This is a genomic window from Sphaerisporangium dianthi (assembly GCF_042654065.1).
GTDB lineage: Bacteria > Actinomycetota > Actinomycetes > Streptosporangiales > Streptosporangiaceae > Sphaerisporangium > Sphaerisporangium dianthi.
Genome location: NZ_JBHSFP010000006.1, coordinates 12,626 through 37,340 on the forward strand (window position 1 = coordinate 12,626; position 24,715 = coordinate 37,340).

At 71.2% G+C, this 24,715-nt stretch carries 24 protein-coding genes; 17 read left to right on the forward strand and 7 right to left on the reverse strand.

The annotated features are described in order from the left end of the window. Positions 1-162: 162 nt before the first annotated feature. A complete protein-coding gene (locus tag ACFO60_RS11440) occupies positions 163-1,056 on the reverse strand; it encodes a hypothetical protein (protein WP_380839963.1) in 894 nt (297 codons plus the stop codon). 325 nt (positions 1,057-1,381) lie between these two features. Here ACFO60_RS11440 and sucC point away from each other — a divergent pair, with 325 nt between their 5' ends. From sucC to ACFO60_RS11455, 3 genes are all read left to right on the forward strand, one after another. Next, complete coding sequence (gene sucC, locus ACFO60_RS11445) at positions 1,382-2,560, forward strand: ADP-forming succinate--CoA ligase subunit beta (RefSeq protein WP_380839966.1); 1,179 nt, start codon at positions 1,382-1,384, stop codon at positions 2,558-2,560. After that, entirely contained in the window at positions 2,560-3,447 is an 888-nt protein-coding gene (gene sucD / locus ACFO60_RS11450) for a succinate--CoA ligase subunit alpha (RefSeq protein ID WP_380839968.1), read from the forward strand. Before sucC ends, sucD begins: the two co-directional genes overlap by 1 nt. Positions 3,448-3,897: 450 nt before the next feature. Continuing rightward, positions 3,898-5,616: a cell division protein PerM gene (locus ACFO60_RS11455; protein ID WP_417765081.1), complete on the forward strand. Its 1,719-nt coding sequence runs from the start codon at positions 3,898-3,900 to the stop codon at positions 5,614-5,616. A 21-nt stretch (positions 5,617-5,637) separates the two neighbouring features. Here ACFO60_RS11455 and ACFO60_RS11460 read toward each other — a convergent pair whose 3' ends face one another. Next, positions 5,638-5,949, reverse strand: coding sequence for a ubiquitin carboxyl-terminal hydrolase 14 (locus ACFO60_RS11460; RefSeq protein ID WP_380839972.1), 312 nt, complete (start codon positions 5,947-5,949; stop codon positions 5,638-5,640). A 129-nt stretch (positions 5,950-6,078) separates the two neighbouring features. Then, the gene (locus tag ACFO60_RS11465) at positions 6,079-6,486 is read right to left on the reverse strand and encodes a hypothetical protein (RefSeq protein ID WP_380839974.1); all 408 of its coding nucleotides are present in this window, start codon (positions 6,484-6,486) and stop codon (positions 6,079-6,081) included. A gap of 138 nt (positions 6,487-6,624) precedes the next feature. On the opposite strand from ACFO60_RS11465, the gene purN reads away from it, so the two are divergent. From purN to ACFO60_RS11485, 4 genes are all read left to right on the forward strand, one after another. Then, positions 6,625-7,248, forward strand: a complete 624-nt coding sequence (gene purN, locus ACFO60_RS11470; protein ID WP_380839975.1) for a phosphoribosylglycinamide formyltransferase — start codon at positions 6,625-6,627, stop codon at positions 7,246-7,248. Further along, positions 7,245-8,792 (forward strand): bifunctional phosphoribosylaminoimidazolecarboxamide formyltransferase/IMP cyclohydrolase, encoded by a 1,548-nt coding sequence (purH, locus tag ACFO60_RS11475; RefSeq protein ID WP_380839977.1) that lies wholly within the window; start codon positions 7,245-7,247, stop codon positions 8,790-8,792. Before purN ends, purH begins: the two co-directional genes overlap by 4 nt. Before the next feature lie 213 nt (positions 8,793-9,005). Then, a complete protein-coding gene (locus ACFO60_RS11480; RefSeq protein ID WP_380839979.1) occupies positions 9,006-9,746 on the forward strand; it encodes a DUF899 domain-containing protein in 741 nt (246 codons plus the stop codon). Between the two features lie 37 nt (positions 9,747-9,783). Further along, positions 9,784-10,635: a bifunctional methylenetetrahydrofolate dehydrogenase/methenyltetrahydrofolate cyclohydrolase gene (locus ACFO60_RS11485; protein WP_380839981.1), complete on the forward strand. Its 852-nt coding sequence runs from the start codon at positions 9,784-9,786 to the stop codon at positions 10,633-10,635. 52 nt (positions 10,636-10,687) lie between these two features. On the opposite strand, the gene ACFO60_RS11490 is transcribed toward ACFO60_RS11485, so the two are convergent. After that, entirely contained in the window at positions 10,688-11,338 is a 651-nt protein-coding gene (locus ACFO60_RS11490; protein WP_380839982.1) for an FHA domain-containing protein, read from the reverse strand. A 182-nt stretch (positions 11,339-11,520) separates the two neighbouring features. On the opposite strand from ACFO60_RS11490, the gene ACFO60_RS11495 reads away from it, so the two are divergent. The 6 genes from ACFO60_RS11495 to ACFO60_RS11520 all read left to right on the forward strand — a co-directional run bounded on the left by ACFO60_RS11495 (position 11,521) and on the right by ACFO60_RS11520 (position 18,261). After that, positions 11,521-12,642, forward strand: a complete 1,122-nt coding sequence (locus ACFO60_RS11495; protein WP_380839984.1) for a citrate/2-methylcitrate synthase — start codon at positions 11,521-11,523, stop codon at positions 12,640-12,642. Then, the gene (locus ACFO60_RS11500; protein ID WP_380839986.1) at positions 12,629-12,910 is read left to right on the forward strand and encodes a DUF3017 domain-containing protein; all 282 of its coding nucleotides are present in this window, start codon (positions 12,629-12,631) and stop codon (positions 12,908-12,910) included. The genes ACFO60_RS11495 and ACFO60_RS11500 overlap by 14 nt, the downstream gene beginning before the upstream one ends. 103 nt (positions 12,911-13,013) lie before the next feature. Beyond that, positions 13,014-14,231 carry an NADP-dependent isocitrate dehydrogenase gene (locus tag ACFO60_RS11505; RefSeq protein ID WP_380839988.1) on the forward strand — a complete coding sequence of 406 codons (1,218 nt, stop codon included), beginning with the start codon at positions 13,014-13,016 and terminating at the stop codon, positions 14,229-14,231. A gap of 164 nt (positions 14,232-14,395) precedes the next feature. After that, on the forward strand, positions 14,396-15,016 hold the full coding sequence (locus ACFO60_RS11510; RefSeq protein WP_380839990.1) for a TIGR04222 domain-containing membrane protein: 621 nt from the start codon (positions 14,396-14,398) through the stop codon (positions 15,014-15,016). A gap of 170 nt (positions 15,017-15,186) precedes the next feature. Further along, a complete protein-coding gene (locus ACFO60_RS11515) occupies positions 15,187-17,190 on the forward strand; it encodes a serine/threonine-protein kinase (RefSeq protein ID WP_380839992.1) in 2,004 nt (667 codons plus the stop codon). Between the two features lie 222 nt (positions 17,191-17,412). Further along, positions 17,413-18,261: a COG1361 family protein gene (locus ACFO60_RS11520; protein ID WP_380839994.1), complete on the forward strand. Its 849-nt coding sequence runs from the start codon at positions 17,413-17,415 to the stop codon at positions 18,259-18,261. Positions 18,262-18,276: 15 nt separating this feature from the next. Here ACFO60_RS11520 and ACFO60_RS11525 read toward each other — a convergent pair whose 3' ends face one another. Next, positions 18,277-18,408, reverse strand: coding sequence for a hypothetical protein (locus ACFO60_RS11525; protein ID WP_380839996.1), 132 nt, complete (start codon positions 18,406-18,408; stop codon positions 18,277-18,279). Positions 18,409-18,503: 95 nt separating this feature from the next. Beyond that, entirely contained in the window at positions 18,504-19,466 is a 963-nt protein-coding gene (galE, locus tag ACFO60_RS11530; RefSeq protein WP_380839998.1) for a UDP-glucose 4-epimerase GalE, read from the reverse strand. A gap of 121 nt (positions 19,467-19,587) precedes the next feature. On the opposite strand from galE, the gene ACFO60_RS11535 reads away from it, so the two are divergent. The 3 genes from ACFO60_RS11535 (at position 19,588) to ACFO60_RS11545 (ending at position 23,222) form a co-directional block, all read left to right on the forward strand. After that, positions 19,588-20,940, forward strand: coding sequence for a hemolysin family protein (locus ACFO60_RS11535; protein ID WP_380840000.1), 1,353 nt, complete (start codon positions 19,588-19,590; stop codon positions 20,938-20,940). A gap of 65 nt (positions 20,941-21,005) precedes the next feature. Further along, positions 21,006-22,010: a tryptophan--tRNA ligase gene (gene trpS, locus ACFO60_RS11540; protein WP_380840002.1), complete on the forward strand. Its 1,005-nt coding sequence runs from the start codon at positions 21,006-21,008 to the stop codon at positions 22,008-22,010. 270 nt (positions 22,011-22,280) lie between these two features. Continuing rightward, positions 22,281-23,222: a YihY/virulence factor BrkB family protein gene (locus tag ACFO60_RS11545; RefSeq protein ID WP_380840003.1), complete on the forward strand. Its 942-nt coding sequence runs from the start codon at positions 22,281-22,283 to the stop codon at positions 23,220-23,222. 15 nt (positions 23,223-23,237) lie between these two features. On the opposite strand, the gene ACFO60_RS11550 is transcribed toward ACFO60_RS11545, so the two are convergent. Continuing rightward, positions 23,238-24,365 carry a D-alanyl-D-alanine carboxypeptidase family protein gene (locus ACFO60_RS11550; RefSeq protein ID WP_380840005.1) on the reverse strand — a complete coding sequence of 376 codons (1,128 nt, stop codon included), beginning with the start codon at positions 24,363-24,365 and terminating at the stop codon, positions 23,238-23,240. A gap of 111 nt (positions 24,366-24,476) precedes the next feature. On the opposite strand from ACFO60_RS11550, the gene ACFO60_RS11555 reads away from it, so the two are divergent. Continuing rightward, the gene (locus ACFO60_RS11555; RefSeq protein WP_380840007.1) at positions 24,477-24,686 is read left to right on the forward strand and encodes an SCO4848 family membrane protein; all 210 of its coding nucleotides are present in this window, start codon (positions 24,477-24,479) and stop codon (positions 24,684-24,686) included. The last annotated feature ends 29 nt before the right edge of the window (positions 24,687-24,715 follow it).

The window sequence follows — 24,715 nt, forward strand, 5'->3', positions numbered from 1 at the left end:
GGCGGTGCTCACCGGGCCTTCGTGCTGGTCGGTCCCTTCGGTTCTCCGGTTCTCCGGTTCGGCGTTCGCGAGAGGCCGCGCTCGGGACCGTCGTGGTGAAGCCGTCCGGGACGTCGGAGCCGAGATCGTCGTAGCCGATCACTTCATCGGCGGCGGCGGGGGTCAGTTCTCACGCGTGGCCATGCCGGTGATCCTGGTGGTCAGGTCGGGGATCACCGGGAGGTCTTCGCCGAGGTCCTTCTCGTCGATGACCAGATCGGCCGGGGGCGCCGCGATGACGGCCTTGCCGCCCCAGGATGCGTAGCGGTTGTCGTTGGCGATGTACACGTCGCCCATGCCCGGACCGACGGGCAGCGAGATCTTCGTCTGGAACCGGCGGGGCAGCCGGTCGCCGCCGACCCACAGCTTCCACGGCACCATGATCTTTGGGCCCTTCCGCGCCGTGGCCAGGGACGCGAGGCTCGGAGTGGTCCTGGCGAGCGCGGACAGGGCGATCGAGCCGCGGAGCAGCGTGGTCCTGGCGCCGCCGACCTTGCCGCCGGGGCTCTCGGCCTTCGTGGTCGCGAGGAGGGCCTTCAGGGTCTTCGGCTGGAGGATGTCGACCGAGTTGCTGTAGGGCGCGGCCTTCGCGACGCGCACCCAGGTGCGGCCGGCGGGCAGCAGCTCGTCGTACAGCGCGCTCTTCAGGTACATCTTGCCGTCGATCACGACGGTGCGGACGGTGGTGTCACCGTCGCCGGCGTCGCCCTTGAGAGTGGTCTTAAGGCTGTAGGCGTCGACGCCGGACTTGCCGAAACGCAGGCTGCCCGTCTGCCGGTACGCGAACAGGTCCTCGCCGTCGATGCCCATGCGCGTGTACTCGTCGACCCGTACGCTGCTCTTCTTCGCGAACTGCAGGCGCAGGGCGTCGGCAGGGCTGCCCGGGACGGGCTTCGGAGTGGCGGGCGCCGCCTTCGCGGCGGCGGCGGGCGCCGATCGCGCGGTGGCCGGAGTCGCGGCCAGCGTGAGCGCGGGTGCGACCGCGGCGGTCGCTACCAGGGCGATCAATCGCCTCATTTGGGGGGTTCCTCCCGTTATATGCCCTCGCCCCGTCGTCGAGAGACCTCGGCATTCTCGTAAGTCAAGATCACGGTGAAATCACGACATGCACCGAAATGTGGGTAAGCATGGTGATGCAGAGCCACTGCCGGATATGCGGGAATCTTGGGAAAAGTGGCGTATCTCATTACCCGAGGCGTGGAGGTAATGGCCCCCCGGCGAGCGCTCCACGTCCTGGTGGCGGCTAGGCTTCTCAGGCCAGGCTTCCGGCGGATCGCGGGTGCCTTGAGGTCTGGCCTCAACGTAGAGAAGAAGACAGCCGGACAAGCAAGGACGGACCCTCGTGGACCTGTTCGAACATCAGGCGAAGGAGCTCTTCGCGGAGTATGGCATCCCGGTGCCGCGCGGCGTCGTCGCGCACACCGTGGAGGAGGCACGGGCGGCAGCCGAGCGGCTGACCGGCCGTGTGGTCGTCAAGGCCCAGGTCAAGACCGGGGGCCGCGGCAAGGCGGGAGGCGTCAAGGTCGCCGACGACGCCGCCGACGCCGAGAGCAAGGCCACCGGCATCCTCGGTATGGACATCAAGGGGCACACGGTCCACAAGGTCCTCGTCGAAGAGGCCAGTGCGATCGCCGAGGAGTACTACTTCTCCTTCCTGCTCGACCGCGCGAACCGCACCTTCCTCGCCATCTGCTCCGCCGCGGGCGGCATGGAGATCGAAGAGGTCGCGCACACCTCGCCCGACAAGGTCGCCCAGATCCCGGTCTCCCCGCTGACCGGCGTCGACCGCGCGCGCGCTCGCGAGATCGCCCAGGCGGGCGGTCTCCCCGAGGTCGCGCTGGACGGCGCCGCCGAGATCATCGAGAAGCTCTGGGCCGTCTTCGTGGACGAGGACGCCACGCTGGTCGAGGTCAACCCGATGATCCTGACCGACGACGGCCAGGTGAAGGCGCTCGACGGCAAGGTCAGCCTCGACGACAACGCCGACTTCCGTCAGGGCGAGCACGGGTCCTACGCCGACAAGGCCGCCGAGGACCCGCTGGAGGCCCGGGCGAAAGAGAAGGACCTCAACTACGTCAAGCTCGACGGCTCCGTGGGCATCATCGGCAACGGCGCCGGCCTGGTCATGTCGACCCTCGACGTCGTCGCCTACGCCGGCGAGCAGTTTGGCGGCCAGCGTCCGGCGAACTTCCTCGACATCGGCGGCGGGGCCTCGGCCGAGGTCATGGCCAACGGCCTTGAGATCGTGCTGTCCGACCCGGCCGTCAAGTCGGTCTTCGTGAACGTCTTCGGCGGCATCACCGCCTGCGACGCCGTCGCCAACGGCATCGTCTCGGCGTTCAAGCTGCTCTCCGAGCGCGGTGAGTCGGTCACCCACCCGCTGGTCGTCCGGCTGGACGGCAACAACGCCACCCTCGGGCGGCAGATTCTCAGCGACGCGGGCCTGCCCCGCGTCGAACTCGTGGACACTATGGACGAAGCGGCCAAGCGCGCCGCCGAGCTCGCTGCGGTAGGTGCGTAATGGCAATCTGGCTGACCGAGAACAGCAAGATCATCGTCCAGGGCATCACGGGTTCCGAGGGCTCCAAGCACACCCGGCGCATGCTGAAGGCCGGTGCGAAGGTCGTCGGCGGTACCAACCCCCGCAAGGCGGGCACCACCGTCGACTTCGACGGCGTGGAGCTTCCGGTCTTCGCGACCGTGGCCGAGGCCGTGGCCGCCACCGGCGCCGACGTCACCGTCATCTTCGTGCCGCCGGCGGGCACCAAGACCGCCGTCAAGGAGGCCATCGACGCCGAGATCCCGCTCGCCGTCGTCATCACCGAGGGCGTGCCGGTCCACGACTCCACCGAGTTCTGGGCGTACGCCATCGCCAAGGGCGGCAAGACCCGCATCATCGGCCCGAACTGCCCCGGCATCGCCTCGCCCGGCGCCTCCAACGCGGGCATCATCCCGGCCGACATCACCTCCTCGGGTCGCATCGGCCTGGTGAGCAAGTCGGGGACGCTGACCTACCAGCTGATGTACGAGTTGCGTGACATCGGGTTCTCCACGGCGGTGGGCATCGGCGGCGACCCGGTGATCGGCACGACGCACATCGACGCGCTGGAGGCCTTCCAGGCCGATCCGGAGACCGAGGCGATCGTGATGATCGGCGAGATCGGCGGCGACGCCGAGGAGCGTGCGGCGGCCTACATCGAGCAGCACGTGACCAAGCCGGTGGTCGCCTATGTGGCGGGGTTCACCGCGCCCGAGGGCAAGACGATGGGCCACGCCGGGGCGATCGTGTCGGGTTCGGCGGGCACGGCGCAGGCGAAGAAGGAAGCGCTGGAGAAGGTCGGCGTGCGGGTCGGCAAGACCCCCAGCGAGACCGCCCGTCTCATGCGCGACATCATGCGCTCCCGCTGACACGACCGCGCCACCGCTGACCGCGCCACCGCTGACCGCGCTGCCGCGGATCCCGGTACCTCCAGGATCCCGGTGCCTGCGGGATCCCGGAACCCGGCATCTCCGGGATCCCTTATCTGAGGGGTCCCGGTGCCTGCGGGGTTCCGGAACCCGGTACCTCCGGGATCCCCGTATCTGAGGGGTCCCGGCGCCTGGGGGTCCCGACACGTGCGGGGTCCCGGTACCTCCGGGATCTCGGGTACCGCGTGAGCGCGATGGGTGAGACCCAGGGACGCCCGGCCACCGGCCGGGCGTCCCTCTTTCGTCGCCCTCAGCACGTGTAGCGACGCGGGTGGCCGGTCGCCGCGGTGCACGTCGCGCGCGATCCGCTGATCGTCCCGGGGACAAAGGGGGCGACACGCGGGCGCGGTAGGCCCGTGCGGGCGGGACATGCTGAGAACATCGATGACTGTGACGGCCCTTTTCGACCAGCTCCGGGCGGCCCCCCGCACCGTCCTCAACCGCATCCCCCTGGCGGGAAGCGGTGGCGACGACGACGAGGCGCGCCGTCCGCTGCCCGTCTCAGGGATGCTCGCCGCCGCCTGGACCCTCGGCGTCGGCCTCGCCGTCCTGACCACGCTCACCTTGATCGGGTGGATCGCCGCGCCCCGCGGCGCGTTCGGGCAGGGCCTCCCCGGGGTGTTCCGCGCCGCCTGCCAGGTCTGGCTGGCCGCCCACCACGCGGGTTTCGCCATCCCGGGCGGCCGCGTCGGCCTGCTGCCCCTCGGCCTGACGGTGCTGCCCGCCGCCCTGCTGTACCGCGCCGCGATGTGGATGGCGCGGGACGCCGACCTGCGGCTGCGGCTGCCCGCCCGGCTGCCCAAGGGCAGCACCAAGGACCTGGCCAACGCCCGCCGCCGCGCCCAGCTCGTGCTGATCGCCCAGGCCGGCATCTCGCTGGCCGCGCCGTACGCCCTGCTGGCAGGGGTGATCGCGCTGGCCGCCCAGAACAACCTCACCCAGCCGTTCGTCGGCGAGGCCCTGCTGAGCCACCTCGTGCTGGCCTTCGTCGCCGGCTCGCTGGCGACCGCCCGCACGATCGGCCCGTGGCGCTCCATGCTCCGCCTGCTGCCCGAGCGCGCGCGGTCGGTCGTCGTCGGCACGGCCGTCGCGCTGTCGATCCTGATGGCGGCGGGGCTCGTGCTCGTGCTCGCGGCGATCGTGGCCGACTTCGGGCAGATCCGGCGGCTGTCGGAGCTGCTGGCGCCCGGCTTCGTCGGAGGGGCGCTCCTGCTGCTGGTCGAGACGCTCTACCTGTTCAACTTCGTCATCTGGGGCCTGGCCTACATCAGCGGGCCGGGGTTCGCCCTCGGCACGGGCACGCTGGTCGCGCCCACGGGCGTGCAGCTGGGCGCGGTGCCGGCGCTGCCCCTCCTCGGCGCGCTGCCCGACTCCGGCACCATGTCGCCGTGGATCATGGGTGTGCTCGCTGTCCCGTTCATCGCGGGCGCGGTCGCCGGCGTGATGGTGGCGCGCATCTCCCCGACCCCGCACTTCGAGTCGGCGCCGCTCTGGGGCTTCGTCTGCGGCCTGGGCGCCGGCCTGTCGGCGGGGCTGCTGGCGGCGCTCGCGGGCGGTCCGCTCGGGGGCGCCCGTCTGTCCGCCGTCGGCCCCTCGGCCTGGGAGGTGGCGCTCTCGGTGACCCTGGAGGTCGGCGTGGCGGCGGGCATCTCGGCGGGGCTGGCCAACTGGTGGCTGGTGTTCCACGGCGCCCGGGTCGAGGCCGCGCCGGTCCGCAGGGCGGGGGACGCCATCGCCAAGGTGGCCGGCAAGGTCAAACTGGCCGCGCCGGTGGTCACCGGCGAGCTGCCGGGCCACTGGATGGACGCCACGGAGGCCGACACCCAGCCGATCCCGGTGATCAGGGCCGACTGGTCGGACGAGCACGCCTCGGCGGCCGCGGAGCCCTTCGACCCCGTCCTGTCAGGCGGGCCCGCGGCGAAGGCCCCGCGCTCCGGCAAGGGGGCCACAGGCGGAGGCGGCCCCGGCGCCGGGGCCGCCGCGAGCAAGGCGCGCGGCGCCAGGCGCGAGGAGCCGCGGCCGCCGCGCCGCGACATCGTTGACGAGTCGGACGACCGCGGCGGCCACATCATCTACGTCGACCCCTACGCGTGGGACCGCGACTCCTGACCCTCGTGAAGCCCGGCCCCGTCAGAGACGGAAGCGCGTGGTGTGCGAGCGGTCGCCCTTGCCGCTCGGGGACGGCTCGAACAGCAGTTCGTCGGCGTAGCACCAGGCCCAGTTCTCACCGGGCTCGAACGACTCGGCGATCGGATGCGTGACGTCCGCGTAGTGGCGGCTGGCGTGGCGGTTGGGGGAGGAGTCACAGCAGCCGACGTGCCCGCAGGTCAGGCACGTGCGCAGGTGGACCCAGCGTCCGCCGGAGGCCAGGCACTCTTCGCAACCCTGAGGAGTGTTCGGCTCGATGTCCTTGACGAAGCTGAGGTGGGTGCAGTCGTTCACTGTTCTCCTCGGATCAGAGGAACGCGTGGACACGCGAGCGTCCCGTCCCGGACGCTCGAGAAGAGCGCCCGGAAAAACTGGCTACATGTCTCACGATAGACGGCGACATGTCGGGCCTTGCGGACGGCGTCACGGAGGGAAGGGAAGCTTTACGCTCCCCTTCGGCATGAACGGCAGCCGGCTCTCGACGGCCCGCTCGAGCTCGACGACGCACCCCTGCTGCGAGGTCGACGTGCCCGCGCCCTTCATGCACTCGTTGTACGCCGTCAGCGGCGTGTCGAAGTACATCTGCACCCACAGCACCGCGGCGGCCAGGCACAGGGACACGAGCGAGAGCAGCATCCCCACCACGGCGAGCACGACGGGCCGCTGCTTGCCGGACAGCGACCGCCACGTCCGGAAGCACACGACGGCCGAGAATACGCCCAGGGCCAGGCCGAACATCGGCACCACGAAAGTGAGCGCCAGGGCGCCGATGGAGAGCAGCAGCGCCCGGCGCCCGAGCTCGCTCTCCGACGTCACCGCGGGTGGTTGCACGTGACCTCCTCTGCGTCGCGGAACGGACGGGCCGATACGCTGACGCCATACCTACAACGTCACCTTCGAAGGAGTGCAGCCCTGTCGGCTCGGCTCGTGGTCCTCGTCTCCGGTTCCGGGACCAACCTACAGGCCCTCATGGACGCCGCCACTGATGACGCATACGGAGCCCGTATCGTCGCGGTCGGCGCCGACCGAGACGGCATCGAGGGCCTCGCCCGCGCCCGGCGCGCCGGCCTGCCCGCCTTCGTCGTCAAACTGGCCGACCACCCCACCCGATCGGGCTGGGACCAGGCTCTGCGCGCGGCGATCGCCGCCCACGAGCCGGACCTCGTCGTCTCCGCGGGATTCATGAAGATCCTCGGCCCGGAGGTCCTCGGCGGGTTCTCGGTGGTCAACACCCATCCCGCCCTGCTGCCGTCCTTCCCCGGCGCGCACGCCGTCCCCGACGCCCTCGCCTACGGCGTCCGGGTGACCGGCTGCACCGTGCACCTGGTCGACGCCGGCGTGGACACCGGTCCCGTGATCGCCCAGGAGGCGGTGGCCGTCCACGACGGGGACGACGAGGGCTCGCTCCACGAGCGCATCAAGATCGTCGAGCGCCGCCTGCTCGTCGAGGTCGTGGGCCGCATGGCCCGGGACGGCTGGACGGTCACCGGCCGCCACGTCCGCCTGGGCGACCGAGACCGTCCGAACCAGTCGCAACCTCCGGGCAGTCCGGGAATTCCGGACCGCCTGGACACAGGGAGGAGCACGAAGTGACCCGCATCGCCATCCGGCGCGCGCTGATCACGGTATACGACAAGTCCGGCCTGGAGGACCTGGCCCGGGCCCTGGACGCCGCCGGCGTCGAGATCGTGTCCACGGGGGGCACGGCGTCGAAGATCGCCTCGTTCGGCGTGCCGGTGACTCCGGTGGAGTCGCTGACCGGCTTCCCCGAGTGCCTGGGCGGACGGGTCAAGACCCTGCACCCGCGCGTGCACGCCGGCCTGCTGGCCGACGGGTCCAACCCCTCCCACGTCAAGCAGCTCGAAGAGCTGGAGATCGAGCCGTTCCAGCTCGTCGTGGTCAACCTGTACCCCTTCCAGCAGACGGTCGCCTCGGGGGCCTCCGAGGAGGAATGCGTCGAGCAGATCGACATCGGCGGCCCGGCGATGATCCGCGCGGCGGCGAAGAACCACGGCACGGTCGCCGTGGTGACCGACCCGGCGCGCTACGGCGAGGTGCTGAGCGCCGTCGAGCAGGGCGGCTTCACCGAGCCCGAGCGCCGTCGCCTCGCCGCCGTCGCCTACGCCCACACCGCCGCGTACGACACGATGGTGGCCTCGTGGTTCGCGGGCGTCTACGCCCCCGAGGAGGACACCGCCTGGCCGTCCTTCATGGGCGCGGCCTGGCAGCGCCGGGCCGTGCTGAGGTACGGCGAGAACCCCCACCAGGGGGCCGCGCTCTACTCCGGCGGGCAGGACGGCCTGGCCAACGCCGAGCAGTTGCACGGCAAAGAGATGTCGTACAACAACTACGTGGACGCCGACGCCGCCTGGCGCGCTGCGTGGGACTTCGCCGACCCCGCCGTCGCGATCATCAAGCACGCCAACCCGTGCGGCGTGGCCGTGGGCGACGACGTGGCCGAGGCGCACCGCAAGGCGCACGCCTGCGACCCGGTGTCCGCCTACGGCGGGGTCATCGCGGTGAACGGCGAGGTGACCGAGGAGCTCGCCGAGCAGATCGCGCCGATCTTCACCGAGGTCGTGGTCGCGCCGTCGTTCACCGAGGCCGCGCTGGCCGTGCTGACCAAGAAGAAGAACCTCCGGCTGCTGCGCTGCTCCGCCGGCCCGGCCAACCCCGCCGAGTACCGCCGCATCGACGGCGGCCTGCTCGTCCAGACGGTCGACCGGGTGGACGCGCCCGGCGACGACCCGGCCGCCTGGGAGCTCAAGGCCGGCTCGGCGGCCTCGCCCGAGGTGCTGGCCGACCTGGCGTTCGCCTGGAAGGCGTGCCGCTCGGTCAAGTCCAACGCCATCCTGCTCGCCTCGGGCCGGGCGACCGTCGGCGTCGGCATGGGGCAGGTCAACCGGGTCGACTCCGCCCGCCTGGCGGTGTCGCGCGCCGGAGACCGCGCCGAGGGCGCCGTGGCGGCCTCCGACGCCTACTTCCCGTTCGCGGACGGTCTCCAGGTGCTCATCGACGCCGGCGTGAAGGCCGTCGTCGAGCCCGGCGGGTCCATCAGGGACGAAGAGGTGGTCGAGGCCGCCGCCAAGGCCGGCATCACGCTGTACTTCACCGGCACCCGCCACTTCTTCCACTGACCGGCGCCGGCCGGTTCTCCGCCCGGCGGGCCCGCACGGCCCGCCGTCCAACGCGCGCCACCGCGCCGCGCGGTTCCCTCTGTGAGGGGAGCCGCGCGGCGCGCGTGCGGAGCGACCACACCCCGACCCCTGAGGTTCGCCGGACGGCGGGACGACCGGCGTGGCCCGGTCTACCGTGGACACCGGTCAGTCGTCGCATCTCAGGGAGGACCGGTGGAGTCACCTCCGATCGTGTCGCGCGAAGAGTGGTTGAAGGCGCGCAAAGAGCTGCTGGTGAGGGAGAAGGAGCTGACCCGGGCGCGGGACGCGCTCAACGCCGAGCGCCGGGCGCTGCCCATGGTCGAGATCGGCAAGCCGTACGTCTTCCAGGGCCCGGACGGCGAGACCGGCCTCGCCGACCTGTTCGAAGGGCGCCGCCAGCTGATCATCTACCACTTCATGTGGGTGCCCGACGCGGACCAGGGGTGCACGAGCTGCTCGTTCCTGGTCGACCACATCGCGGACCTGCGCCACCTGCACGGGTGCGACACCACTCTCGCCCTGGTGTCCCGCGCGCCGCTCGCCTCCATCGAGCGGTTCCGGCACCGCATGGGCTGGACCGTGCCGTGGTACTCCTCCCACGGCGGCGACTTCAACTACGACTTCCACGCCAGCAACGACGAGGCGGTCGCCCCGGTCGAGTACAACTACATGGACAAGGCCACCCTGGAGGGCAAGGGCCTGCACTTCTTCGCCCAGAACGGGCAGGACGGGCACGGCCTGAGCGTGTTCCTGCGTGACGGCGAGCGCGTGTTCCACACCTACTCGACCTACGGCCGGGGCCCCGAGGTGCTGCTGAACACCTACAACTACCTCGACTTCACGCCCCTCGGCCGGCAGAAGCACGTCAGCGAATTCCCCCACCACGACAGCTACGACGGCGAGCCCGGCGCCTGCTGCTCGCACCACCACTGACACCTTCCCCGCGCCCGGCATGGGAAGATGGCGAGTTGTGAGCGCGCAGATTCTCGACGGCAAGGCCACCGCGGCGAAGATCAAGGCAGAGCTGGCCCAGCGGGTGAGCAGGCTCGCCGCGCGGGGCGTCACCCCCGGCCTCGGCACGATCCTCGTCGGCGACGATCCGGGCAGCCAGATCTACGTCGCCGGCAAGCACCGCGACTGTGCCGAGGTCGGCATCGCCTCGATCCGCAAAGATCTCCCCGAGACCGCCTCGCAGGCCGAGGTGGAGGCCGCCATCGACGAGCTGAACGCCGACCCCGCCTGCACGGGGTACATCGTCCAGCTCCCGCTGCCCCGCCACCTCGACACCCAGTCGCTGATCGAGCGCATGGACCCGGGCAAGGACGCCGACGGCCTGCACCCGGTCAACCTCGGCCGGCTCGTGCACATGGTCGACGCCCCGCTGCCGTGCACGCCCCGGGGCATCGTGGCGCTCCTGCAGGAGTACGGGGTGCCGATCAAGGGCGCCGACGTCACCGTCATCGGCCGCGGCATCACCGTGGGCCGTCCGCTGGGCCTCCTGCTGACCCGCCGCACCGAGAACGCCACCGTTACCCTGTGCCACACCGGCACCCACGACCTCCCGGCGCGGGTGCGCGAGGCCGACATCGTGGTGGCGGCAGCGGGCGTCCCCGGCCTGATCACACCCGGCATGGTGAAGCCCGGCGCCGCCGTGCTGGACGTGGGCGTCTCACGCGTCGACGGCAAACTGGCCGGCGACGTCGCGCCGGAGGTCCGCGAGGTCGCCGGGTTCGTGGCGCCCAACCCGGGCGGCGTCGGCCCGATGACCCGCGCGATGCTCATCACCAACGTCGTCGAGGCCGCCGAGCGCCACCCCCGCTGAACCGCCCGATGTAGTACAGCCCGACGCCGGGAGGCCCCCGGCGGGCCTAGGGTTACGAGGCTCGGCGGTTGGCGGTCTGCGGGGGTGGGGACTCGCCGGGGCCGGACGTGCGCTGCGGGGGCACCACGGGCGTGGGGCGCACCAGGCCGAGGGCGACGACCTCGTTCGCCAGCCTCGTGCGCCGGTTGATGCCCTCGGGAATGCGGAACTTCTGGTACAGGCGCAGCAGGTGCTGCTTGACGGCGGCCTCGGTCACCACCAGGTCGTCGGCGATCTCGCGGGCGGTGGCCGGCGCGACGAACGCCTCGTCCGACAGCGCGGGCCTGCACAGGGAGGTCAGGACGTCGACCTCTCGCCTGGTCAGCTCGGGTGCGGCCGCACGGCGCAGCTCGACCTCCGGCGCGAAGTCCTCCCTCGGGATGCCGCCCACCCGGCAGCGCGCCGCGCCGAAGGAGACGACGTCGCCGTCGTCGAGCACCCTCCGGGCGATCGGCCTGCCGTTCACCCGGGTGCCGTTGCGGGACAGGCCCAGGTCAACGACATACAGGTAAGGTCCGCGGCGGACGAACTCGGCGTGGAGTCGTGACACGCTCGGATCGGCCAGCCTGACATCGACGCCTCGGCCTCGGCCGATCGTCGTGATCTCGGGGCGCAGTGGGACGACCTCACCGGTGTCCTCGACGCGTATGAACGGCCCCTCCACGGCAGTTCCTCCCCAGGTAGCCCGCCGTTACTTCCGCTACAGCTCCGGCTTACCCAAACGAGGGGTTGGGGAATCTCCTTTGCCATAACGAGAATCAATGCAGAAATTGGTCTGGACCTCCGCGGCTGGTTTTACCAGCTCACAGGTAGACTTCGAGCGAAGATAAGCGGAGGAAACAACACATGGCGGACAACCCCACCAAAGGCCTCGCCGATGTCGTCGCCGCGTCCACAGCGCTGAGCGACATCGACGGCAAAGCCGGTCGCCTCTTCTACCGCGGCTACGACATCCACGAGCTGGCCGGCCGCACGAGCTTCGAAGAGACCGCGCACCTGCTGCAACATGGCACGCTCCCCACGCGTCAGCAGCTGGCCGACTACGGAGCCGAGCTCGTCAGGGGCCGCACGCTCGGCGCCCTCGTCGAGGCCAACGTCGCCGAGATCGCCGAGAAGCAGGGCCCCATGGAGGCGCTGCGGACGCTGGTGTCGCTGACGAGCGCGGAGGACCCCGACAAGGAGTCCAACGAGCCGGAGGCCAACTGCCGCAAGGCGGCACGCCTGACGGCGCAGCAGCCGATCCTCGTCGCGCGCTACCACGCGGCCCGCACCGGCGCTCCTCTGCGCGAGCCCGATCCGGAGCTGAGCATCGCGGCGAACTTCCTGCTGCAGATCACCGGTCGCGTCCCCGACCAGCGCGCGGTCGACATCTTCGACGCCTGCCTGGTCCTGCACGCCGACCACACCATGAACGCCTCGACCTTCGCCGCCCGCGTGTGCGCGGCGACGCTGTCGGACATGCACTCGGCGATCGTGGCCGCCATCGGCACGCTCAAGGGCCCCCTGCACGGCGGCGCGAACGAGCAGGTGATGCGCACGCTCGAGAGCATCCCGTCCGACGGGGTGGCGCGGGCGGTGCGCGACAAGCTGGGCCGCGGCGAGAAGATCATGGGCTTCGGCCACCGCGTGTACAAGACCGAGGACCCGCGCGCGACGCACCTGCGCAAGATGTCGCGCGAGCTGGGCGAGGCCGGCGGGGACGACACCTACTATCGGATGTCGAAGGAGATGGAGGAGGTCGTCTTCGCCGAGAAGGGGCTGTATCCCAACGTCGACTTCTACGCCGCGACGGTCTACCACTACCTCGGCATCCCGACGGACCTGTTCACCCCGGTCTTCTCGGTGAGCCGGATGTCCGGCTGGACGGCCCACGTGATCGAGCAGCACGCCGACAACCGGTTGATCCGTCCCGACAGCGAGTACATCGGGGAGCGCGACCAGAAGTGGGTGGCGATTGACGAGAGGTAAGGGCTGGGGGCCGTACCTGCTGGTCCTGGCGGGCGCGGCCATCGGCTTCGGGGCGATCGCGATGGGCCTGCCCGCTTGGGCGGGCTCATTGGTCGTGGCCGGCTCGCTCCTGCTGGGCGCCGTGCTGCGACTGGTCGTCCCCGGTGGCGACGAGAACCTTCTCGCGGTGCGCCGGCGGCGCACCGACGTCGTCACCTATGGCGTCCTCGGCTGCATGCTCGCCGGGGTAGCCGCCAGCGTCGCCGTGCAGTGGATGACGGGCAGATAGCGACCCGGCACACCCGGTCGGGTAGCCTCACGACGATTGCGTGCGTAGAAAGACCGGTTTGGTCAGCCTAGTCGTAAGAAGTGTAAGAAGGGGAACCTCTAGCATGCCCAAGATCAAGGTAGCGGGTCCCGTCGTCGAACTCGACGGCGACGAGATGACCCGGATCATCTGGAAGTTCATCAAGGACCAGCTGATCCTGCCCTACCTCGACGTCGACCTCAAGTACTACGACCTGGGGATCGAGCACCGCGACGCGACGGACGACCAGGTGACGGTCGACGCGGCCAACGCCATCAAGCAGTACGGCGTCGGCGTCAAGTGCGCCACCATCACGCCCGACGAGGCGAGGGTCGAGGAGTTCGGCCTCAAGAAGATGTGGAAGTCGCCGAACGGCACGATCCGCAACATCCTCGGCGGCGTGATCTTCCGCGAGCCGATCATCATGTCCAACGTGCCGAGGCTCGTCCCGGGCTGGACCAAGCCGATCGTCGTCGGCCGTCACGCGTTCGGCGACCAGTACCGCGCCACCGACCTGAAGGTGCCGGGCGAGGGCAAGCTGACCCTGACCTTCACCCCCAAGGACGGCTCGGAGCCCCTCGAGTTCGAGGTCTACGACTTCCCCGGTCCCGGCGTCGCGCTGGCCATGTACAACCTCGACGAGTCGATCCGCGACTTCGCCCGCGCCTCGATGCGCTACGGCCTGGCCCGCAACTACCCGGTCTACCTGTCGACGAAGAACACGATCCTGAAGGCCTACGACGGCCGGTTCAAGGACCTCTTCGCCGAGATCTACGAGACCGAGTTCAAGGCCGACTTCGAGGCCGCCGGCATCACCTACGAGCACCGGCTGATCGACGACATGGTCGCCGCCGCGATGAAGTGGGAGGGCGGCTACGTCTGGGCGGCCAAGAACTACGACGGCGACGTGCAGTCCGACACGGTCGCCCAGGGCTTCGGCTCGCTCGGCCTGATGACCTCGGTCCTGATGACCCCCGACGGCCGCACCGTGGAGGCGGAGGCCGCGCACGGCACGGTCACGCGCCACTACCGGCAGCACCAGAAGGGCAACCCGACCTCCACCAACCCGATCGCCTCGATCTTCGCCTGGACCCGGGGCCTGGCCCACCGCGGCAAGCTCGACAACACCCCCGAGGTGACCGCGTTCGCCGAGGCGCTGGAGCAGGTCTGCATCGAGACCGTCGAGAGCGGCCAGATGACCAAGGACCTGGCCCTCATCGTGGGCGCCGACGCCAAGTGGCTGACCACGCAGGACTTCCTGGCGGCCCTGGACGAGAACCTCAAGAAGAAGATGTCGGCCTAGGCGGCCCGGCCCAGACGATTCTGGCCTCTACCTGCGGCGTCGCCGTCCGGGTAGGGGCCAGATGTCCTTCGCCTCATCCGCGGCCGGCGCGCGGGTCTCATTTGACACAGATGGGCGCCCTGCCGTGGCGCATCATCGGGCCATCATTCGGATGAGGGGGGCACGTGGACACCCGTACCGATCTTGACCTGTACGAGACCGCCTACTTGTGCGGAGGGGCGCGCCGCGTCGCCATGGTGGCCCTGGTCGCCCTCTGCGAGGACGGGCGCGCCGAGATCCACCCTGGAATGCACCGGGTGGCGATCCTGCGCCGTGAATCCCGCGATCCGGTGGAGGCCGCCGTCATCGGCGCCGTCCCCGAGGCGGGCCGGCACCTCGGTCACGCGGTCTCGGTGGTGGCGGGGTCCCCGGCCGTCGACGCGATCGCCGAAGCCCTGCGCGACCTCGGCCTGGTGACCCGGCGCAAGGGCACCCCCTCCATCCGCGGCCGCCGGTCGTCGCGCGCCCTGGCGACCGAAGTCCGCGACGGCGGCACCCTGCGAAACGTCGCCGTCCTCGGCATGACGGCCATCGGCGACGTCGGGCTGCGCAACAGCTTCGCCATACAGGAGCGCGCGGACATCGGGACGGGCCGATCCCGCAGATGGCGTTCCCCGTCCGGTCCTCTCGACCGCTCGATCGACGCCGGCATCGGATACGGCCCGGCCTCCGCCGGGGGCTGGGACGGCGGCGGCTCCTGCGACGGCGGGGGAGGCGGGGGAGGTGGCGGCGACGGCGGCTGCTGATCTCCGCCGCCTCGGCCGCGCCGGCCCTGGAGGACGACGGGAGTGGACGCGGCGGGGCGCGGCGTGTCCTGAGGCGGGGTGAGGTCACGGCGTGGTATCGGCTGTCGGGGAAGCCGTCGAAGGGCCGTAAAGTTCTCATGGTCGGAACCTGACAAGACCAGAGGACGGGAATGCCGGAGCTCGGGCCGCTCGGACGGGGAGATCCCGAGCAGATAGGCCCCTACAGACTGACCGGCCGCCTCGGGGAGGGCGGCCAGGGTGTGGTCTACCTCGGCCAGGACGGCACCGGCGAGCGGGCGGCGATCAAGCTGCTGCACGTGAAGTTCACCGGCGACCTCACGGCCAGGTCGCGCTTCGCGCGAGAGCTGAAGGCCGCCCAGCGCGTCGCCTCGTTCTGCACGGCCCGCGTGATCGCCGCCGACCTCGACGGGGACACTCCGTTCATCGCCAGCGAGTACATCGAGGGCAGGTCGCTGCGCGCGGCCGTCGAAGCCGGCGGGCCGTTCAAGGCGGGCGCGCTGGAGCGCCTCGCGGTCGGCACCGCCACCGCGCTCACCGCCATCCACCGCGCCGGCATCGTGCACCGCGACTTCAAGCCCGACAACGTGCTCATGGCCGTCGACGGGCCGCGCGTGGTCGACTTCGGCATCGCGCGCATCCTCGACTCGACCGGCACGATCACCAGCAGGGCCGTCGGCACGCCCGCGTACATGGCCCCCGAGCAGATCTCCGGGGGAGAGGTGGGGCCGCCCGCCGACGTGTTCGCGTGGGGCTCGACCATCGCCTTCGCCGCCACGGGCGCGGCGCCCTTCGGCGGCACCTCCATCGCCGTCGTCCTCAACCGCGTGCTCAACCACGAGGCCGACCTGAGCGCCATGCCAGAGCCGCTGCGCGGCGTCGTCCGCGCCTGCCTCAGCAAAGATCCGCGCTCCCGCCCGACGGCCGACCGCGTGCTGCTGCGGCTGCTCGGGCACACCGACGCGACCGGCGCGTCCACCGCCGTGCTGAGCGAGGGCGCCGAACTGGCGGGCAGGGAGACCGGCGAGAACCCCTGGGCGGCGGGCCCCGGCGGCGCGCCCACGGCCTGGCACGGCGCCCTCGCCCAGCACGGCGGCGTGCCGGCCGGTCAGGTCGCCCGGTTCGCGATGGCGGGCACGGGCGGGGCGGTGCCGTCACCGGTGGGCGGCGTCCCCACGAGCGGTGTGACGGCCTCGGGACGGCCGCGCAGGGGGCGCTGGGTGGCGGCGGCCGCGGCGGTCCTGGTGCTGGCCGGGGGCGGCGCGCTGGCCGTGCGGCAGTGGGGGCCGAGCCTCGGCCTGGGCTTCGGCGGCTCCGGGCCGCGGCCGTCGTCCACGATCGGCGGCGGGCCGCCGGCCACCGCGACGCCCGCGCGCAGTCCGTCGCCGAGCCCGTCCCCTGCCCGGTCCTTCTCTTCGGTCGTCGACAAGGCGGCCGAGACCGGCAAGCTCACCATCGCCGTACGCGACCTGGTGCCCGGCATCGCCCTGCACGGCCAGGACGGGTGGCGCGGGTTCGAGGTGGAGGTCGGAACCTACATCGCCAAGCAGCTCGGGGTGCCGGCGAGTGGCATCTCCTTCAAGGCCGTGGCCTTGGGCGAGCGGGCGTCCGTGCTGGCCTCCGGCGGGGCCGACCTGGTCATCGCCAGCTACTCGATCTCCGCCGGTCGCAAGGACGCGGTGACGTTCGCCGGGCCGTACTACATCGGCCACGTGGACGTGCTCGTGCGGGACGGAGATCCGTTCGAGAAGCTGTCCGACCTCGCGGGGCACAAGATGTGCGCTCCGGGGGCCAGCGTGACCACCGGGCTCGTGCAGGACGTCGTGCGCGTCCAGATCGAGTCGGCCCCGACCTACGCCGCGTGCATGGACCTGCTGCGGCAGGGCAAGGTGGACGCCGTTCCCGGGGACGACCTGCTTCTGGCGGGGTTCGCCGACCGCGAGAACATCCGCTACAAGGTGCTGGGCGCGCGGCTGACCGACGAGCGTTACGCCGTGGCGGTGAAGAAGGGCGACGTGCGGGCCTGCCAGGCGGTGCGCGGCGCGATCTCCCAGATGTACGCCGACCGCACGGCCCAGTCGCTGCTGAAGAGGTACTTCTCCAAGGTCGCCTTCATCCCCGAGACCACCAGGCCGGCCCCCGCCTCCTGCGGCTAGGAGCCGCGGCGCGGCTCGCCGGTCGCCTGCCATGCAGGGCCACCGGCCGGTATTTCATGGCATCTGCCCAGGTCAGAGCGGGTGTAGATGCCTCGGTGGGACGCCGTGACAAGGCTTTGCGGTTCCGTGGGGTTCGCCGGACCGGAGGGACGCGTGTCGGGCGAGCGGGACGCGGCCCCCGCGGCGTTGAATTGGTGCCGAACGCTTGGGGGTCGCACGTCAATGGGTCTGTTCACGGCGGGAGTCGCCGCCGGTCTGGTCTTCTTCGTCGCCGCTCCGTTGGCGGTGAACGCCGCGCCGGCACGCCCGGCCGGGCGGTGGGGAGGGGCGGACCTGTCGGTGCGCGTCGCCGCCTCGCCGCGGGTCGCGCAGCCCGGCCAGTGGTTGTCGTACGAGGTGAAGGTGCGCAACGCCGGGCCGGGCGAGGCCGTGCTGCCCGTGCTGACGATCCGCCTGCCGGCGGAGGTGGACATCGCCGCCGTCAACGTGGCCTCCTGCCGCCCCGGGACGTCGAAGAACGAGGTGGTGTGCCCCTCTCCGACGGACATCCAGGCCGGCGACTCGGGGGCCGTGACCGTCCTCGGGCTGGTCAGGTCCGGCGCCCGCGGCCCGCTGCGCGTCTCGGCCGGTCTGTCGTCGGAGGTGGTCGACGGCAACGAGGCCGACAACCGCGCGGAGCTCGTCACGAAGGTCGACGAGGGCGCCGACCTGGCCGTGCGGCTGTCGCCCGCCGCCACGAGCGCCGAACCGGGGGAGCGGTTCCCGGTCAGGGCGACGGTGCGCAACAGCGGGCCCCGGGAGGTGCGCGACGTGCGCGTCTCCTTCGCCGGGAACGGCGCGCGGTTCCTGTCGGCCCGGGGCGCGCGGTGCGCCGAGCGGCACGGGAAACTGGGCTGCTCGCTCGGGCCGATCAAGTCAGGGGCGCACGAGACGTTCGACCTGGTCTTCCAGATGCCCCGTGGCCACGCGCGAGACGTCGGGCCGCAGGCCACGGTGTACTCCGCGCACGTCGGAGACCGGCGGCCGGCCAACAACCTGGCCCGCGTGCGCGTCTCGCGGCGCCACGGCTGATCGCCCGGATCTCTCTCACCGCGCGTGCGCGGGGCAGGCGGGGCCTGCCGGGTGTCCCCCTGGATAGGTCGTCGCGAAGACCGCGCCGGCCGCGGCGGTGGTGGCGCTGACCAGGATGAGACCGGCGAGCGCCGCCTTGAGCGTCAAAGGTGAAAAGCTTCCGGCTTTCCTCACAGGGAAGATCTCACCACAAGATGACGGAGCGAGACACCACTTTCGCAGAACGTGATTCCACTTCGCGCTCAGCGGGTGAGGGCCGCCCAGGCGTCGGCGACGATGGCGCGCAGGTCGGCGTGCTCGGCCTTCCAGCCCAGCTCGCGCTGGATGCGCTCGGAGGAGGCCACCAGCACCGCCGGGTCGCCGGGACGGCGCTCGCCGATCACCGTGGGGATGGGGTGGCCGGTGACCTCCCGGCACACCGAGATGACCTCCTGGACCGAGAACCCCGCGCCGCTGCCCAGGTTGTAGATCATGTGGTCGCCGGGCCGGCAGGCGTCCAGCGCCAGAAGGTGGGCGCGCGCGAGGTCGGCGATGTGGACGTAGTCGCGCACGCAGGTGCCGTCGGGGGTGGGGTAGTCGGTGCCGAAGACGCTCACCGCGTCGCGCCGGCCGAGCGCGACGGCGAGCACGTTGGGGATGAGGTGGGTCTCCACCGCGTGGCGCTCGGCGTACACGCGCCCGTCCGCGCCGGTGTAGGCGCCGGCCACGTTGAAGTAGCGCAGGCTGACGGCGCCGAGGTCGTGCAGGCCGGCGAAGGCGGTCAGCGCGGTGTCCACCGCCAGCTTGGAGGCGCCGTAGGGGTTGGTGGGGCGCGTCGGGTCGGCCTCGGTGATCGGGGTGCTCTCGGGCTCGCCGTACGTCGCCGCGGTGGAGGAGAAGACGATGCGGCGCACGCCGTGCGTCCGCATGGCCTCCAGCAGCGCGAGGGTGCCGCCGAGGTTGTTGGACCAGTACAGGGACGGCTTCTGCACCGATTCGCCGACGAGCGAGCGGGCCGCGAAGTGCAGCACGCCGTCGAAGGAGGGGTCGAGGACGCCTGCCGCGTCGGTGAGGGAGGCCTGGGCGAACGAAGCCCCGGGGGGCACCGCGTCGGCGTGACCCGTGGATAGGTCGTCCAGCACGGTGACCTCGTGGCCCGCCTCGACGAGCTGTGCGGCCACGGCGCTCCCGACGTAGCCGGCGCCTCCGGTTACCAGCAGCTTCACTTGCCCTGCCTCCGTTTGATCGTGTGCGATCGTGTTTGATTTTGTAGGTCTGCTGTCTAGCTTACGCGCATCTGGGCGGTCGCGGGAGAAGTGGTGGCGGGTACGCTGACCAGATCATCGTGTGATCCTCACCCGAACGGACATCGACGTGCACAACGTCGCCGCGAACATCGTCCTGGTCCTGGTCTTCGTCCTGATCGGCGGATTCTTCGCCGCGGCCGAGATGGCCCTGGTCTCCTTGCGCGAAAGCCAGATCCGCCGCCTGGCCGAGGAGGGGCGGCGAGGCGCGCGCGTCGCCGGCCTGGCCCGCGACCCCAACCGCTTCCTGTCCGCGGTGCAGATCGGGGTCACGGTGGCCACCGTGCTGTCGGCCGCCGTCGGCGCCGACACGCTGGCCGGCCAGTTGCAGCCGCTCATCGCCCGGTCCGGGCTGCCGGCGGGCGCCGTCAGGCCGCTGTCGCTGGTGGCGGTCACCCTCGCGATCTCCTACGTGACGCTGGTCCTCGGCGAGCTGGCGCCCAAACGCCTCGCGCTGCAACGCGCCGAGGAGCTGTCCATGGTGGTCGCGCCGTTCCTGGACCGGCTGGCCTCGCTGTCGCGCCCGGTGATCTGGCTGCTGTCGAAGTCCACCGACGGAGTGGTGAGGCTGCTCGGTGGGAACCCGCAGGCCGACCGCGCCGAGATGACGACCGAGGAACTGCGGGACATGGTCGTCGGCCACCAGGAGCTCACCAAGGACGAGCGCGACCTGATCGACGAGGTGTTCACCGCCGGCAAGCGCCATCTCCGGGAAGTGATGCTGCCGCGCACCGAGGTGGAGTTCATGGCGCTGGACACCCCTCTGGCCGAGGCGGCGATCCTGGCGGCGGCGATGCCGCACTCCCGGTTCCCGGTCTACCGCGACTCCTATGACGACATCGTGGGGTTCGTCCACGTCCGCGATCTGCTCGATCCGGTGCTCACCGGGAGCATCGAGCCGATCGGCGAGCTGGTGCCGATCAGGCCCGTCAAGCTGCTGCCGGCGACCAAGCGGGTGCTGCCCACGCTGACCGAGATGCGCAACGCCGGCCACCACCTGGCCATCGTCGTCGACGAGTACGGGGGCACCGCCGGCATCGTCACGCTGGAAGACCTGGTCGAGCAGCTCACCGGCGACATCCGCGACGAGTACGACGCCGACGGAGAGGCCGTGCGCCTGGTCGCGGGCGAGATGGAGATCGACGGCCTGGTCAACCTGGAGGACTTCGCCGCCGAGACGGGCATCCGGCTGGATGAGGGGCCCTACGAGACGCTCGGCGGCTACGTCATGGCCGCGCTCGGCCACCTGCCGGAGGTGGGCGAGCGGGTGGACAGGCCCTCCTGCACCCTGGTCGTCACCGAGATGGACGGCCGCCGGGTCGCCCGCGTCCGTGTTCTGCGGAAGATCGTCGCGATCGCGGCGGACGACCCGGAGGCGGCCCCGGATCCCGGCTGATCGACCCAGGCCACACCCTTGTGCGAGTCGCGGACGGTCCCCGACTCCTGACACAATTGAGTGCTATGGCCAGACCTCGCGTGCTCTCCGGCATCCAGCCCACCGCCGAGTCCTTCCACCTCGGCAACTTCCTCGGCGCCGTGCGCCAGTGGGTCGACATGCAAGAGACGCATGACGCGTTCTACTTCATCGCCGACCTGCACGCGATCACGGTGAACCCGTCGGCCGCCGACCTGCGCCGCCGCACGCGCGTCTCCGCCGCCCAGCTGTTCGGCGCCGGCCTCGACCCCGAGCGCAGCACGCTGTTCGTGCAGAGCCAGATCCGCGAGCACAGCGAGCTCGCCTGGATCCTCATGTGCAACACGGGCATGGGCGAAGCCGCCCGCATGACCCAGTTCAAGGACAAGTCGGCCAAATACGGCGAGAGCTCGGCCGGGGTGGGCCTGTTCACCTACCCGATCCTGCAGGCGGCCGACATCCTGATGTACCAGGCCGACTTCGTACCGGTCGGCGGCGACCAGAAGCAGCACCTCGAACTCACCCGCGACCTCGCCCAGCGCTTCAACAGCAGGTACGGCGAGACCTTCAACGTCCCCGCGCCCTACATCCTGAAGGAGGTCGAGAAGATCGCCGACCTGCAGGATCCTCTGGCGAAGATGTCCAAGTCGTCCTCCAGTCCGCAGGGCATCCTCGAGGTCCTGGAGGAGCCGGGGCCGCTGCGCAAGAAGGTCATGCGCGCGGTGACCGACACCGGCTCCGAGGTCGTCGCCGACCCCGAGAACAAGCCGGGCGTCACCAACCTGCTGCGCATCCAGTCGGTGCTGAGCGGCACGCCGATCCCCGAGCTTTCGGCCCGCTACGCCGGGCTCGGCTACGGCGCCTTCAAGAAGGACGTCGCCGAGGTGGTCGTCGACGCCTTCGCGCCGATCCGCGAGCGCACAGAGAAGCTCCTGGCCGACGAGGCCGAGCTCGACCGCCTGCTCGCGGTGGGCGCCGCGCGCGCCGCGGCCGTGGCCCGCGAGACCATGGAGGTCGTCCGCGAGCGCATCGGCTTCCTCCCCAAGCTCTGACCGCCGCCTTCCGGCCCCGGCCCCGGCCACCTCGTACGGCCGGCGGTCGCACGCGCCTCACCGGCCGGTCGCGCCTCGCCGGCCGGTAGCGCCTCAGTGGCCGGTCGCGCCTCGCCGGCCGGTAGCCGAAAGCGCTTCATCGGCGGGTGGCCGGACGCGTCTCACCGGCGGGTGGCCGCATGCGTTCCACCGGCAAGGATGCGAAGATCTGCGAAGATCGTCGTCTCCGGCCGGTTCGCATACGGCACGCCTGCGGGGTAGGTGCTCCTCATGGAAAGCACGTGGGCCTTGATCCTGCGCACCATCGAGGCCGTCAAGCGGTGGGGCAGCGTCAGGACCGAGCGTTATCGCGTGCGCTGGCCGTGGCTCGACCATCTGATCCGCACGTTCCACCGCTACCAGAGCCAGCGCGGCGACCGGCTGGCGGGCGCGGTGACCTACTTCGCCTTCCTGTCGTTCTTCCCGCTGCTGGCCCTGGGGTTCGCCCTGTTCGGGTACGTGCTCACGGTGCGCCCGGACGCGCTGACCACGCTGGTGAAGGCCATCGACCAGCAACTCCCGGGCCTCGCCGGCCGGCTGCGCGTCCAGGACCTGGCCACGGCCCGCCAGAGCGCGGGCGTCATCGGCCTGCTGGGCCTGCTCTACGCGGGCCTCGGCGTCGTGGACGCCCTGCGGGACGCGGTGCACGAGATCTGCGTGAGCTGTGAGCCGCCGATGAACTGGTTCGTCGGCAAGCTGCGCGACCTGGTGGCCCTGCTGCTGATGGGCCTGACGATCGTGGTCTCGGTGCTGGTCGGCGGGTTCGCCGTCCAGGCCACCAGCACGATACTCGGATGGCTCGGGCTGGCCGACTCGGTGATGGCCGCGGCGCTCGTGCGCACGGCCGGCGTGCTCATCAGCGTCGCCGCGGACATGCTGGTCTTTCTGGTGATCCTCGGCTGGCTGGGCAAGGTCGGCAAGCCCGTCGCGACCATGCTCAAGGGGGCGCTGCTCGGCGCGGCCGGTTTCGGGGTGCTCAAGCAGGTCGCCACGCTGCTGCTCGGGCACACCCTGAGCAACCCGATCTACGGCACCTTCGCGGTGATCGTCGGCCTCCTGCTGTGGCTCAACCTGTCCGCCCGCTGGGCGCTGTACGTGGCCGCCTGGACCGCCACCGCCAACGGCGCCCCGCCTCCCGCGCCGACCCCCGCTCCAGCCGGCGGGTACGAGTGAGCGGCCGTCGACCGCTCACACCTCGAAGCCGTCGTCGCGCCGGGCCCGGGAACGGCGGCGCACTCCGTAGACGACCCACACGACGCCGCCGAGCAGACCGGCGGCCACGGCCCCCGCGCCGATGCCGACCAGGGGGGAGTCCTGCGCGGCCGCGGCGGGCTTGGGCGGGGCCGGAGGGGCGGCGGCGGGCGGGCCGCCGACCGGCTTGGTGGGCTTCACCGTGGGGACGGGGGAGACCAGGGTGCCGACCGCCGCCACGTGGCCCCGGGAGGCGAACCCCCAGTCGAGCAGCTGCTTGACCTCCTCCCAGAACGACCCCTCGTGGTGCATGACCGAGACGATGACGGTGTGGCCGCCGCGCTTGGCCGCTCCGACGAAGCTGCCGAGGGCCTTGGTCGTCCAGCCGTTCTTCACGCCCATCATGCCGGGGTAGCGGCCGAGCAGCCGGTTGTGGTTGGCCATCTCGTAGTGCTTGCCGCCGGGGGCGGGGAAGTTCGCCACCTTGGTGCCGACGTACTCGCGGAAGTCGGCGTTGGCGAGGCCGGAGCGCGCGATGAGCGCCAAATCGTAGGCCGAGCTGCTCTGGCCCGGCTTGTCCAGGCCGTTCGGCGTCTTGGCGACGGTGTCCAGCGCCTGGAGCCGCTTGGCCTCGGCGTTCATGTCGGCGAGGGTGCGGGCGAGGCCGCCGTTGGCCTCGGCGAGCGCCACGGCGGCGTCGTTGCCGGACACCATCATCAGCGCGCGCAGCAGGTCGCGCACCCGGTAGATCTTGTGCGGGGTGAGCCCGACGGCGCTGCCCTCGACGTTGCACGCCTCGGCGCTCGGTTTGATCAACTTGGTCTTGTCGAGCCGGGGGATGAGCGTGACGGCCGTGAGCATCTTCAGGGTGCTGGCGGGCAGATAGCGCCCGTGCGGGTCCTTGGCGGCCAGCACCTCGCCGGTGTCGGCGTCGGCCACCACGAACGCCGAGGCGTCGGTCTTGGGCAGCGCCTTGGCCGCCGGATCGACGACCACGCCTCGCCGCCCGAGGAGGCCGCCGCCGACGGGCGCGGTGTCGTCGGACGCCGAACGCGCCTGAGCAGGGGTGACGAGCGTGAGCCCCCCTGCGAGCGCGAGCGCGCTGACTGCTGATACGTACTTCATCCCCATAGGGAACTCAGAGTAGCTTTGTCGCTTTTCAAGTGGGGCAAGACACGACAAAGATCGCGAGTGTGCCTGGTCAGTAACCGTAGAGGTACCATGGAGGCGGTGAAGATGACACGACGTACGGCCGGCTTTCTGCTGGTCCTGGCCGCCTTCATGGTCCTCGAGTGGGTCATGCTCGGCTTCAACCTCGCCGACGGGCATCCCACGGCCTTCTATGTGGTGCACGGCATACTGATCGTCGTCAACCTGGTGCTCGCGGCGGCGGTCGGCGTCGTCGGCTGGCGCGCCTGGCGTTCCTGGCGCCCCGCCGATCGCTGAGCCGGTGTATGCCCGCATATAAGACCCCC